At 59.4% G+C, this 12,828-nt stretch carries 12 protein-coding genes; 5 read left to right on the top strand and 7 right to left on the bottom strand.

Annotated features, from left to right (window positions below; genetic code table 11):
- Positions 1-18 precede the first annotated feature (18 nt).
- The gene (gene btsR, locus L6R44_RS17345) at positions 19-738 is read right to left on the bottom strand and encodes a two-component system response regulator BtsR (protein WP_023312443.1); all 720 of its coding nucleotides are present in this window, start codon (positions 736-738) and stop codon (positions 19-21) included.
- On the bottom strand, positions 732-2,417 hold the full coding sequence (locus L6R44_RS17350; RefSeq protein ID WP_237424918.1) for a sensor histidine kinase: 1,686 nt from the start codon (positions 2,415-2,417) through the stop codon (positions 732-734). The genes btsR and L6R44_RS17350 overlap by 7 nt, the downstream gene beginning before the upstream one ends.
- Positions 2,418-2,635: 218 nt before the next feature.
- Here L6R44_RS17350 and mlrA point away from each other — a divergent pair, with 218 nt between their 5' ends.
- Together mlrA and L6R44_RS17360 are read left to right on the top strand one after the other, a co-directional pair.
- A complete protein-coding gene (gene mlrA, locus L6R44_RS17355) occupies positions 2,636-3,376 on the top strand; it encodes an HTH-type transcriptional regulator MlrA (protein ID WP_045890553.1) in 741 nt (246 codons plus the stop codon).
- A gap of 69 nt (positions 3,377-3,445) precedes the next feature.
- On the top strand, positions 3,446-3,559 hold the full coding sequence (locus tag L6R44_RS17360) for a protein YohO (protein WP_008500895.1): 114 nt from the start codon (positions 3,446-3,448) through the stop codon (positions 3,557-3,559).
- Here L6R44_RS17360 and L6R44_RS17365 read toward each other — a convergent pair.
- The 5 genes from L6R44_RS17365 to bglX all read right to left on the bottom strand — a co-directional run bounded on the left by L6R44_RS17365 (position 3,534) and on the right by bglX (position 9,729).
- Positions 3,534-4,271, bottom strand: coding sequence for an ABC transporter permease (locus L6R44_RS17365; RefSeq protein WP_237424919.1), 738 nt, complete (start codon positions 4,269-4,271; stop codon positions 3,534-3,536). The genes L6R44_RS17360 and L6R44_RS17365 overlap by 26 nt on opposite strands.
- Positions 4,255-5,205, bottom strand: coding sequence for an ABC transporter ATP-binding protein (locus L6R44_RS17370; RefSeq protein WP_237424920.1), 951 nt, complete (start codon positions 5,203-5,205; stop codon positions 4,255-4,257). Before L6R44_RS17370 ends, L6R44_RS17365 begins: the two co-directional genes overlap by 17 nt.
- Positions 5,198-6,355: an ABC transporter permease gene (locus tag L6R44_RS17375; RefSeq protein ID WP_237424921.1), complete on the bottom strand. Its 1,158-nt coding sequence runs from the start codon at positions 6,353-6,355 to the stop codon at positions 5,198-5,200. The genes L6R44_RS17370 and L6R44_RS17375 overlap by 8 nt, the downstream gene beginning before the upstream one ends.
- Before the next feature lie 12 nt (positions 6,356-6,367).
- Positions 6,368-7,285: a glycine betaine ABC transporter substrate-binding protein OsmF gene (gene osmF, locus L6R44_RS17380; RefSeq protein ID WP_237424922.1), complete on the bottom strand. Its 918-nt coding sequence runs from the start codon at positions 7,283-7,285 to the stop codon at positions 6,368-6,370.
- Between the two features lie 146 nt (positions 7,286-7,431).
- The gene (gene bglX / locus L6R44_RS17385; RefSeq protein WP_237424923.1) at positions 7,432-9,729 is read right to left on the bottom strand and encodes a beta-glucosidase BglX; all 2,298 of its coding nucleotides are present in this window, start codon (positions 9,727-9,729) and stop codon (positions 7,432-7,434) included.
- Between the two features lie 189 nt (positions 9,730-9,918).
- On the opposite strand from bglX, the gene dld reads away from it, so the two are divergent.
- The 3 genes from dld to L6R44_RS17400 all read left to right on the top strand — a co-directional run.
- Positions 9,919-11,667 (top strand): D-lactate dehydrogenase, encoded by a 1,749-nt coding sequence (gene dld, locus L6R44_RS17390; RefSeq protein WP_237424924.1) that lies wholly within the window; start codon positions 9,919-9,921, stop codon positions 11,665-11,667.
- A 112-nt stretch (positions 11,668-11,779) separates the two neighbouring features.
- Positions 11,780-12,334, top strand: a complete 555-nt coding sequence (locus L6R44_RS17395) for a GNAT family N-acetyltransferase (RefSeq protein ID WP_032641747.1) — start codon at positions 11,780-11,782, stop codon at positions 12,332-12,334.
- A gap of 225 nt (positions 12,335-12,559) precedes the next feature.
- Positions 12,560-12,828 (top strand): IS110 family transposase (locus L6R44_RS17400; RefSeq protein WP_237424925.1); only part of this gene is annotated, 269 nt, incomplete at its 3' end.

A 12,828-nucleotide genomic window follows, 5' to 3' on the forward strand; every position in this document is an offset into this window, starting at 1 on the left:
GCGCGCAGTGTACCAGTTTTACAGGCCAATCGCCTCTTTCAAACTCTTCAGGTAGCGGCGGCTGACGGGGACCGTTTGCCCGGCACGCAGCACCAGCTCGGCCTGGCCGTTATCTTCCAGGCGGATCTCCTTCAGGTGGGCCATATTGACCAGGTACTGCCGGTGGCAGCGGATCAGCGGCGTGCGGCTCTCCAGCGTGCGCAGCGTCAGCTCGGTAAACCCTTCGTTCCCCTCCGCGCTGGTGACAAACACGCCGCTCAGCCGGCTGCTGACAAAGGCCACGTCATCCATCTGCAGAAGATAAATCCGGCTGTGCCCGGTGCAGGGGATAAACTTCAGCGGCTGCTGGTTTTCGGGCAGCAGCGTGACGTCCTGCACGGTGCGCTCCTGGCGTAAACGGGTAAGCGTTTTTTCCAGACGCTTCTCTTCAATCGGCTTGAGCAGATAGTCAAACGCGTGCTCCTCGAAGGCCTTAACGGCATATTCGTCGAACGCCGTCAGAAAGACGATGTAGGGGCGATGCGCCGGGTCGAGCATGCCGACCATCTCCAGCCCGCTGATGCGGGGCATTTGAATGTCGAGGAACAGCACGTCCGGGCGCAGCTTGTGCACCGCGCCGATGGCTTCAATGGCGTTCGCGCACTCCCCCACAATCTCAATATCCGGCTGCTCCTGCAGCAGAACGCGCAGATTTTCCCGTGCCAGCGGCTCGTCATCCACAATCAGCACTCTTAACATGCGTTTTCCTCCAGCGGCAGTCGTACGGTAATACGGGTAAATCGGTCTGGCTCACAGGCGACGGTAATGCCGCAGTCGTCGCCAAAATGGGCGCGCAGGCGTTTATCCACCAGGCTCATCCCTAAACCGCCGGAGGCGGAAGGCTGATAAAGCCCGGCATTGTCTTCAATATCCAGCACCAGATGATGGTTAAACCGGCTGGCGGCAATGGTTATCTCCCCTGTTCCCAGAAGCTGCGACGTGCCGTGCTTAATGGCGTTTTCGACAATTGGCTGCAGAGTAAAGGCCGGAAGATGCTGATACGCCAGCTCGTCCGGCACGGAGAGCGACACCTGCAGTCGCGACTGGAAACGCGCCTGCTCTATCTGCAGATAGGCATTCACGTGCTCAATCTCATCGGCGAGGGTGACGATCTCCGACGGCCGCTTCAGGTTCTTGCGGAAAAAGGTCGAGAGAAACTGCACCAGCTGCGCGGCCTGATCGCTGTCGCGGCGGATCACCGCTTTGAGCGTGTTGAGAGCATTAAACAGGAAGTGCGGATTAACCTGGGCATGCAGTAACTTAATTTCGGACTGCGTCAGCAGGGCTTTCTGCCGCTCATACTGCCCGGCGAGAATTTGCGCGGAGAGCAGCTGGGCAATCCCCTCTCCCAGGGTGCGGTTGATAGAGCTGAACAGACGGTTTTTCGCCTCATACAGCTTGATGGTGCCCATCACCCGCTGGTTTTCCCCGCGCAGCGGAATCACCAGCGTGGAGCCCAGCTTGCACTGCGGATGCAGCGAACAGCGGTAAGGCACCTCGTTTCCGTCGGCATACACCACCTCACCGGTTTCAATCGCGCACAGCGTATAGGCTGAGGAGATCGGTTTACCCGGCAGATGGTGATCGTCTCCGGTCCCGGTAAAGGCCAGCAGCCGCTCGCGGTCGGTGATAGCCACCGCGCCGATATCCAGCTCCTTGTAGAGCACCTGCGCCACCTTCATGCTGTTCTCTTCGTTGAACCCCTGGCGCAGTATCCCTTCGGTCGAGGCGGCGACCTTCAGCGCCGTGGCGGAAAAGGCCGAGGTGTACTTCTCAAACATGGCGCGTTTGTCGAGCAGAATGCGCATAAACAGCGCCGCGCCCACGGTGTTAGTGACCATCATCGGGGCGGCAATGCTGCTGACCAGGTGCAGCGCATCGTCAAACGGACGGGCAATGAGCAGGATGATCGCCATTTGCGCCATTTCGGCCACAAAGGTAATGGCACCGGCGGTAAGCGGGCTGAAGACTTTATCCGGGCGGCCGCGCTTGATCATATAGCTGTGCACCAGCCCGCCGAGCAGCCCTTCCACGATCGTAGAGATCATGCAGCTGAGCGCCGTCATGCCGCCCATGGAATAACGATGCAGCCCGCCGGTTAACCCCACAAGCCCACCGACGACGGGGCCGCCCAGCAGCCCGCCCATGACCGCGCCTATCGCGCGCGTGTTGGCAATGGAATCTTCGATATGAAGACCGAAATAGGTCCCCATGATGCAGAAAATAGAGAAGGTGACGTAGCAGAGCAGCTTGTGCGGTAAACGTACGGTGACCTGCATCAGCGGAATAAACAGGCGCGTTTTGCTCATCAGCCAGGCAATAACCAGAAACACGCACATCTGCTGAAGCAACAGCAGCACCAGATTAAACTCGTACATACTCAAAACCGCACACGCTAAAAAACGCGTAACATACACTGATGTAGGGCGACTTTCTTTGAAGCATCCCAAAAAAGCGCAAAATCGTGTTCGTTATCACACCTTTTTCTGAATATCGCGCATGCTTCGCATAGTTTGTTCAAAAATCAATCAATCCTTCCTGGTTCGTCAAAGTGAGTCTACAGTTAAGCTGGGGACGCGTAAGCCAGGGGGCGAATATGGCGCTTTACACAATCGGTGAAGTGGCACTCCTTTGTGATATCAATCCCGTTACCCTACGGGCGTGGCAGCGACGATATGGATTACTCAAACCGCAGAGGACGGACGGCGGCCATCGCCTTTTCAATGAGGCCGATATCGACCGGATCCGCGAAATTAAAAGCTGGATCGACAACGGGGTGCAGGTCGGCAAAGTGAAGTCCCTGCTGAGTCACGATGACCCGGACACGCACCGCCTCTGGCGCGAACAACAGGAAACCCTGCTGCGGCTCCTGCAGGCGGGCAATCTCCAGCGCGTGCGCGCATGGATAAAAGAGCAGGGCCGCGATTATCCGGCCCAGACGCTTATCACCCATCTTTTCATTCCGCTCCGCAGACGCCTGCAGTGCCAGCAGTCCACCCTGCAGGCGCTGCTCAGCATGCTCGACGGCGTGCTGATCAACTACATTGCCGTCTGCCTTGCCTCGGCGAAGAACAAAACCGGAAAAGATGCGCTGGTGGTGGGCTGGAACGTGCACGATACCACCCGCCTGTGGCTGGAAGCGTGGATTGCCACCCAGAAGGGCTGGCGCGTGGATGTCCTGGCGCACTCGCTGGCGCAGCTCAGACCCGAGTTTTTCGACGGCCAGACCCTGCTGGTCTGGTGTGGCGAAGTGCCGTCCGCCACGCAGCAACAGCTGCTGACGGAGTGGCGCGAGAATGGTTACCCGGTCTACTCCCTTGGCCCGGAAGCGCCATAACGGCATTTAATGGTTCATTAACAGCTGCGCTTCACCGTATAATTGTTCCGTTAACAACAGGAGCACATGATGAAGGCAACCAAACTGGCCATTATTACCCTTTTTGTTCTGATGGCCGTAAGCGGTATCGGCGGCGTGATGCTGGCAGGATACTCGTTTATCGTTCGCGGCGGTGTCGGCTGAGGTACAGCGCCAGCCGCTCAAAAGCGCGATCGACGACGATGGCCGCCAGCGCAACCAGCACCGCCCCCTGCACGATATAAGCCGTATTAAATCCGCTCAGGCCGATAATAATTGGCGTGCCCAGCGTATTGGCCCCGACCGTCGACGCAATGGTCGCCGTCCCGATGTTAATAATCACCGACGTGCGGATCCCGGCAACGATCACCGGTGCCGCGAGCGGCAGTTCGACCTTGCGCAGCCGCTGACCGCGACTCATCCCCATCCCTTCCGCCACGCTCAGCACGGACGCCGGTACCGCCGTGATGCCCGCCAGCGTGCCCTGCAGCACCGGCAATACGCCGTATAAAATCAGCGCAATAATGGCAGGCTGCTGACCAAAGCCCATCACCGGCACTGCAATCGCCAGTACCGCTACCGGGGGAAACGTCTGACCAATGGCCGCAATCGTCTCCACCAGCGGACGAAACTCCTTGCCCCCGGGCCGAGTGACCGCAATACCTGCCCCCGTGCCCAGCGCAATCGCGATAGCGCTTGAGATCGCCACCAGCCAGAGATGCGCCAGGGCGAGATTAATAAAGCTCTCCTGCTGATACACCGGCCTCGGCAGCCCCGGAAAGAGGCCGTTAAACAGCGCCGCGCTGTGGGGCATCAGGAACAGTAAGGCGACAAAGAGCGCTACCAGCCAGAGGAGCGGATCACGCAGTGCCTTCACGCGTCACCTCCCCTGCCAGCAGATCGCGAAAGTGTAAGGTTCCGCACGGCGTCCCGCGGGCATCCGAAACGGGCAATACCTCGCACTGGCGCGCGACAAACGCCGAGAGGGCATCCCGCAGGCTCATCTGTTCCTGCAGCGGTTCGCCGCTCAGCGGCACCGCCTCCCGGCGCATATAGTCGCTGACCGTACGCAGGGAGAGCAGCCTGACGCCCAGCTCGCTGCGGCCAAAAAACTCGCGCACAAAGTCGTTTTTCGGCCAGGTTAACAGCTCAAGCGGCGAGCCCTGCTGCACTACCTCGCCATGATCCATCAGCACGAGATGGTCGGCCAGGCGCAGGGCTTCATCAATATCGTGCGTCACGAGAACGATGGTGCGTCCGAGAATGCGGTGAATGCGGGTCATCTCGGCCTGCAGCGCACCGCGCGTAACCGGATCCAGCGCGCCAAAAGGCTCATCCATCAGCAGCACCTGCGGGTTGGCCGCCAGCGCGCGCGCCACGCCCACGCGCTGCTGCTGGCCTCCGGATAACTGATGCGGATAGCGGTCGCGCAGCGCGGGCTCGAGCCCCAGCAGAGACATCAGCTCATCAACCCGATCGGCGATTTTTGCCCGCGACCATTTTTCCAGCTGCAGCACGGTGGCGATGTTCTGCGCCACCGTCCAGTGCGGGAACAGGCCGATAGACTGAATGGCATAGCCCATCCGGCGTCGCAGCTCCAGCACAGGCAGGCTGCGGATCTCCTCCCCGGCAAAGCGGATCAGGCCGCTGTCGTGCTCGACCAGGCGGTTGATCATCTTCAGCGTGGTGGATTTGCCCGAGCCGGAGGTGCCAATCAGCACGGAAAACGCCCCCTCGGCAAAGTTCAGGTTCAGGTGGCTCGCCGCCGGACGACCGGCAAAGGTTTTACTGACATCGTGAAATTCAATCATTGGCGCTTCTCCTGAGCAACGCGAGCCATAAGGCAAACAGCGCGTCGACGACAACCGCCAGCGCAATCGTGGGCACCACGCCCAATAACACCAGGTCGAGAGCGCTGCTCAGCAGGCCCTGGAACACCAGCGCGCCAAAGCCGCCCGCGCCAATCAGCGCGGCAATTACCGCCATGCCGACGGTCTGGACCGCCACTACCCGCAGGCTGCGCAGCAGCAGGGGCAGCGCCAGCGGCAGCTGAATTTTCCAGAAACACTGCCGGGCGCTCATTCCCATCGCATGGGCGGTTTCCAGCACGTCCGGCGCGACCTGGCCTAATCCCGCCACCACGCCGCGCACCAGCGGCAGCAGCGCGTACAGCACCAGCGCGATCAGGGCGGGCGTTAGCCCCGTTCCGGCTATGCCCAGCGTTCCCAGCACCGGAACAGCCTTCACCAGCCCGGCCAGGGGGGCAATCAGCAGGCCAAACAGCGCAACGGAGGGAATGGTCTGGATCACGTTGAGCACGGCAAAGACTCCGCCCTGACGTGAAGGATGGCGATAGCACCACATGCCCAGGGGGATCCCGAGCAGGAGCGCCGGAAAGAGCGTGCCGAAGAGGATCGTCAGGTGTTGCGCCAGGGCATCATCAAACACCTCCTGGCGGTTGGCGTACTCTTTTAACAGCGAGAGATTGTTCAGCTCCCCGCTGAACAGCAGGAACAAGGGAATACACCATATCTGCGCGTTGAGCACCCAGCGCCAGACGGAACTGGCGATGAGTCGACGAATGGCATCGCTGCAGGCCAGCAGGCAGAGCGCCAGCCACAGCCACAGGCCGCTGCCTATGGTGGTTCTCGCCAGCGGACTTTCCGCCGAGGCCATATGCGTCGCCGCCAGGCCGGCGCTCCAGAACAGGATGATGAACAGCCCTTCGGAGAGGAGCAGCGTCAGCCACTGCGCCGGGCGTCCCTGCCAGAGCGACAGGATGACCCACGCGCCCAGCGACGCTGCCAGCCACCCCGGCGTAAACGACCAGACCTGCCAGAGCGCTTTGCCCTCCCCCGACATCAGCCGGTTTGGGGCAACGTTGACAAACGGTAACGCAACCGCCGCGAAGGCCACAAAGGCCAACAGCAGCAGGACGCGGTTATGACATTTTATTGGCACAGCCCTTTCCCGTTACTTCACAAGCCCTTGTTGTTTCAGGAAGTCGGCGGCCACTTTTTTGGCATCCAGTCCCTCGACGGCAATGCTGGCATTCAGCTGCTGCAGCGTTTTTTCATCCAGCTTTTCGAAGACCGGCTTGAGCCAGTCGGCAATCTCCGGATGGGCTTTCAACACCGCCTCACGCACGACCGGGGTCGGGGCGTAAATCGGCTGCACGCCTTTTGGATCGGTCAGGGTTTGCAGGCCAAGCGCCGCCACCGGGCCGTCGGTGCCGTAGGCCATCGCCGCGTTAACGCCCGAGGTTTGCTGCGCCGCCGCCTTGATGGTCACCGCCGTATCCCCGCCCGCCAGCGAGAGCAGCTGCGCCTGGTCGAGCTTGAAGTCGTAGGCTTTTTCAAACGCCGGGAGCGCGTCAGGACGCTCGATAAACTCCGCGGACGCGGCAAGCTTAAAGTCGCCCTTCTCTTTCAGATAGCGGCTGAGATCCGCAAGCGTAGTCAGCTTGCCTTTCTCCGCCACGTCCTTGCGCACGGCGATAGTCCAGGTGTTGTTGGCCGGAGCCGGAGTCAGCCAGACCAGCTTGTTCTGCTCCGCGTCGAGTTTTTTAACCTTTTCATATCCGGCTTTGGCGTTTTTCCATGCCGGATCGTTTTCTTGTTTGAAGAAGAAAGCCCCGTTGCCGGTGTATTCCGGATAGATATCCAGCTCGCCGGAGGTAATCGCCCCGCGCACGACGGGCGTGGTGCCCAGCTGAACTTTATTGACCGTTTTCACGCCGTGGCTTTCCAGCACCTGCAGGATGATATTGCCGAGCAGCGCGCCTTCGGTATCGATCTTTGATCCTACTTTTACCGGCTCCGCCGCGTGCAGCTGCAGGCTTAGCGCTGCAAGTAGCGCCGCAGAAATTGCCATCCCCGTTTTAATCGTCATTCCGCTGTCCTCATTTTTTTATCGCCTTTTTCAGAGGCTTGAGAGAAAAGCGTAGCTTAAAACGGCGGATTTACCCGGCAAAATGCCTTTTTAGCATAAGGTAAGACGCATCCCCCGCGAGACGGGGGATGCAAAGGAGGGAAACGTTACTGCAGCTCGAACTCGCCTTTATTCACGCGGGCGGAATCCACGCCGATAAAGACGTTAAACTTGCCCGGTTCCGCGTCGTATTTCATCTGCTGGTTCCAGAACTTCAGCGCATCCACGTCAATCGGGAAGCTGATGGTTTGGGTTTCTCCCGGCTTCAGATTGACCTTCTCGAAGCCGCGCAGCTGCTTCACGGGACGACTCATCGAGGCGGTAACATCCTGAACGTACATCTGAATCACCGTTGCCCCTTCGCGCTTGCCGGTGTTGGTCACCTCAACGCTAGCGGTAACTTTGCCGTCACGCTTCAGGGTTGGGGCCGACATTTTCACGTCAGAGACCTTGAAGGTGGTGTAGCTTAGGCCGTAGCCAAACGGATACAGCGGGCCGTTCGCTTCGTCGAAGTAACGCGAGGTGTACTTGTTCGGCTTGTCGGCGTTGTACGGACGACCGGTATTCAGGTGGCTGTAGTAGACCGGGATCTGGCCGACGGAGCGCGGGAAGGACATCGGCAGCTTGCCGGACGGGTTGTAATCACCGAACAGCACGTCGGCGATGGCGTTACCGCCTTCGGTACCGGCGAACCAGGTTTCCAGGATGGCGTCTGCCTGCTGATCCTCTTTCACCAGCGCCAGCGGACGACCGTTCATCAGCACCAGCACCAGCGGCTTGCCGGTGGCTTTCAGGGCGGCAATTAGATCGCGCTGGCTCTGCGGAATGGTGATGTCGGTCCGGCTGGAGGCTTCGTGCGCCATCCCCTGCGCTTCGCCCACGACCGCGACAACGACGTCAGACTGTTTCGCGGCGTTCACCGCCTCGTCAATCATCTCCTTCGGCGTGCGCGGATCGACCTTCACCGCTTCCTCGTACTGGTTGAGGAAGGTCACGATGTCTTTATCGTTGGTGACGTTCGCCCCTTTGGCGTACACCACTTTGGCGTTATCCCCCACGGCGCTCTTGATGCCGGTCAGCACGGTCACCGACTGGTCGGCCACGCCCGCGGCAGACCAGCTGCCCATCACGTCGCGCTTGCTGTCGGCCAGCGGGCCCACCACGGCAATGGTGCCGGATTTTTTCAGCGGCAGCGTGTCGAGGCGGTTTTTCAGCAGCACCAGGCTTTCGCGCGCCACGTCACGCGCCTCTTTGCGGTGCAGGCGGCTTTCGGCGTTGGTGTCCGCCGGGTCAGACGCTTTCGGGCCCAGGTGGCTGTACGGATCGTTAAACAGCCCCATGTCGTATTTTACGTTCAGCACGTGACGCGCGGCATCGTCCAGCTCCGCCATCGTCACCTTGCCGCTCTTCACCAGCCCCGGCAGGTACTTGCTGTAGTACTCATCGCTCATGCTCATATTGATGCCGGACTTGAGCGCCACGCGCACCGCGTCTTCCGGGTCGGAGGCCGTACCGTGTTTGATCAGCTCTTTAATCGCGCCGTGGTCGGACACGGTGATGCCCTTAAAGCCCCACTGGTCGCGCAGCACGTCTTTCAGCAGCCAGGAATCAGAGGTCGCAGGCGTGCCGTTCAGCGAGTTCAGCGCCACCATCACCGCGCCGCTGCCCGCATCCAGCCCCGCCTTGTACGGCGGCATGTAGTCGTTAAACAGGCGCTGCGGGCTCATGTCGACGGTGTTGTACTCTTTACCGCCCTCCACCGCGCCGTAGGCCGCAAAGTGTTTGACGCTGGTCATCACCGAGTAGCGGTCCGCCGGGCTTTTGCCCTGCATCGCTTCCACCATGGTTTTACCCATCGTGGCGGTTAAATACGTATCTTCACCAAAGCCTTCCGAGCCGCGGCCCCAGCGCGGATCGCGCGAGACGTCCACCATCGGCGCCCAGGTCATGTTCAGGCCGTCGTCCGCCGCTTCATACGCCGACACGCGTCCGACGGTTTTCACCGCGTCGAGGTTAAAGGAAGACGCCAAGCCGAGGCTGATGGGGAAGACGGTACGCTGACCGTGCACCACGTCATAGGCGAAGAACAGCGGGATTTTCAGGCGGCTGAGATCCATCACCTGGTCCTGCATCTTGCGGATATCCTGGCGGGTGACGGTATTAAAAATGGCCCCTACCTGCCCGTCTTTGATCATCTCGCGGATGGCCTCTTTCGGGTTATCCGGGCCGACGCTGATAAGACGCAGCTGGCCGATCTTCTCATCGACCGTCATTTTCTTGAGCAATTCCGTGACAAACGCGTCGCGTGCTTCAGGCGTGAGCGGGTGATTGCCAAACAAATCGTCTGCCAGCGCAGGTTGCAGCGCCAGGCTGACGGCGACACCTACAGAACATAGCCATTTCATGTCGTTTTACTCTCTCATCAATAACCGCCGGACGATCTCGGCCATACCGTGCGAAAAGCGCAGTGTGCCACAAACCCTCCGATCGTTGCAGGGTTATTCTCTGATTTTTCTCGTGAATACTCGACCGCTTAACGGTTAATCGCGCTATGCTTTACAGCGAGAAATTTGCCCCACCACAAGGAGTGGAAGATGTCTTCTGTTCGAACTGACGATAACAAAACATTTATTAACGAACTGTCGCGCCTGGTTGGCTCCTCTCACCTGCTTACCGACCCGGCCAAAACCGCCCGCTACCGCAAGGGCTTCCGCTCCGGACAGGGCGACGCGCTGGTGGTGGTTTTCCCCGGCACGCTGCTGGAGCTGTGGCGCGTGCTGAGCGCCTGCGTCGCCGCCGACAAGATTATTTTAATGCAGGCCGCCAATACCGGCCTGACCGAAGGCTCCACGCCGAACGGCAACGATTACGATCGTGACATCGTGATTATCAGCACCCTGCGCCTCGACAAGCTGCACCTGCTGGACAAGGGCGAGCAGGTGCTGGCCTTCCCCGGCACCACGCTCTACTCCCTGGAAAAAGCGCTTAAGCCGCTGGGCCGTGAGCCGCACTCGGTGATTGGCTCTTCCTGCATTGGCGCTTCGGTCGTGGGTGGGATCTGCAATAACTCCGGCGGCTCGCTGGTACAGCGCGGCCCGGCCTACACCGAGATGTCGCTGTTTGCCCGAATAGATGAAAACGGCAAGCTGACGCTGGTTAACCATCTGGGTATCGATCTCGGCGTCACGCCGGAACAGATCCTCAGCAAGCTCGACGACGATCGCGTGAAGGACGAAGACGTTCAGCACGACGGCCGCCATGCGCACGATCATGACTACGTGACCCGCGTGCGCGATATCGACGCCAATACCCCAGCGCGCTACAACGCTGACCCGGACCGCCTGTTTGAATCCTCCGGCTGCGCGGGCAAGCTGGCCGTTTTCGCGGTGCGTCTGGATACCTTCCCGGCAGAGAAAAAGCAGCAGGTGTTTTATATCGGTACCAATCAGCCAGAGGTGCTAACCGAAATTCGCCGTCATATTCTGGGCGAATTCACCCATCTGCCGGTGGCGGGCGAGTACATGCACCGGGACATTTACGACATCGCCGAGCGTTACGGCAAAGATACGTTCCTGATGATCGACAGGCTCGGCACCGACAAAATGCCGTTCTTCTTCACCATGAAGGGCCGTACCGACGCGATGCTGGAGAAAGTGTCGCTGTTCAAACCCCACTTCACCGACCGCTTTATGCAGAAGCTGGGCAACGTTTTCCCGGCGCATTTGCCGGAGCGGATGAAAACCTGGCGCGATAAGTACGAGCACCATCTGCTGCTGAAAATGGCCGGGGACGGGATCGCCGAAGCGCAGAGCTGGCTGACCGAATTCTTCAAAACCGCCGAAGGGGATTTCTTCGCCTGTACGCCTGAAGAGGGCAGCAAGGCCTTCCTGCACCGCTTTGCCGCCGCAGGTGCCGCCATCCGCTACCAGGCGGTGCATTCCGAAGAGGTGGAGGACATTCTGGCGCTGGATATCGCCCTGCGTCGTAACGACACCGAGTGGTTTGAGCACCTGCCGCCGGAAATCGACAGCAAGCTGGTGCACAAGCTCTATTACGGCCACTTTATGTGCTACGTCTTCCATCAGGATTACATTGTCAAAAAAGGGGTGGATGCCCACGCGCTGAAGGAGCAGATGCTCGCCCTGTTGCGTGATCGCGGCGCACAATATCCTGCCGAGCACAACGTTGGGCATCTTTATAAAGCCCCTGACGCACTTAAGCAGTTTTATCGCGAGAATGACCCTACAAACAGCATGAATCCCGGCATTGGTAAAACAACGCGAAATAAATACTGGAAAGAGAGCACAGACGCGGAGCAGCCCATAACGCAAGCACCTGATTAATTCCTACAGCCAAATTTGAGAGATTGTTAAGCGCGCCTTAATCGTAATAGAGTAACCGTCTGACGCCGGAGAAACGTTTCTCCGGCATTCTATAACGAGGAGCAGGCACATCATGTCGGCTATTGATGTTTTATCCGAGACCGAGCTGGAAGTGCGCGATGCCCTTCCCGATGATGTGCACGCCATCGCCGCCATTTATGCCTGGCATGTGCTTCACGGGCGCGCGTCATTTGAGGAAGTCCCTCCGACCATCGACGAAATGCGCCATCGAATGAAAAACGTGGCCGAGCACGGTTTACCGTGGCTTATCGCGCTGTACCGCGGCATCGTGGTGGGCTACTGCTACGCTACCCCTTATCGTCCGCGACACGCCTACCGCTATACCCTGGAAGAGTCGATTTACGTGGATGCCAGCATCACCGGGCGCGGTTTTGGCTCGGCGTTAATGTCTGCGCTGATTGCACGCTGCGAGCAAGGCCCGTGGCGGCAGATGATTGCCGTGGTGGGAGATGGCAATAATAACGCCGGCTCGTTGCGGCTGCATAAAAAGCACGGCTTCGAGATTGTCGGCCAGCTGCGCAGCGTGGGGTATAAGAAAGGCGACTGGCGGGATACGGTGATTATGCAGCGCCCGCTCAACGATGGTGACTGGACGCTGCCGGAATAAACGCCGTGCGGCCTGATGCCCTTGTATGTTTAAAGTCACTTCAGTTACCCGTCAACAGACGGGTAAACTGTCACTGAGTTTGACCTGATGCCACAGCCCGTTAGCCCTCTGGGTTTCCAAGCCCGCGGGTGAGCTCATGGCGTGGCATCAGTTTTCCTGTTAACCCGAACAGCTGCCTGGGCGGCCTGTGCCAGCCCGTATATTACAAGGCCGGGAGACTCGAACATGACTGAACATACCACCGTCGGCATCGATATCGCCAAAGAGACCTTTGATGTATTTATCAGTCCTGACGGGATTTTTCTTCATCTGGATAATACCCCTCAGGGCCATCAGCTACTCCTCGACGCCCTTTCATCCCGTACCGTTACACGCATCGTGATGGAAGCCACGGGGCGCTACCACAACCTGCTTGCTGCCACGCTTGAACTTGCCGGGCTGCCTGTCGCCGTCGTTAACCCTGCTCAGGTCAAACACTTCGCCCGCGCTCTCGG

This window comes from Enterobacter cloacae complex sp. ECC445 (assembly GCF_021892025.1).
In the GTDB taxonomy this organism is placed as follows: domain Bacteria; phylum Pseudomonadota; class Gammaproteobacteria; order Enterobacterales; family Enterobacteriaceae; genus Enterobacter; species Enterobacter chengduensis.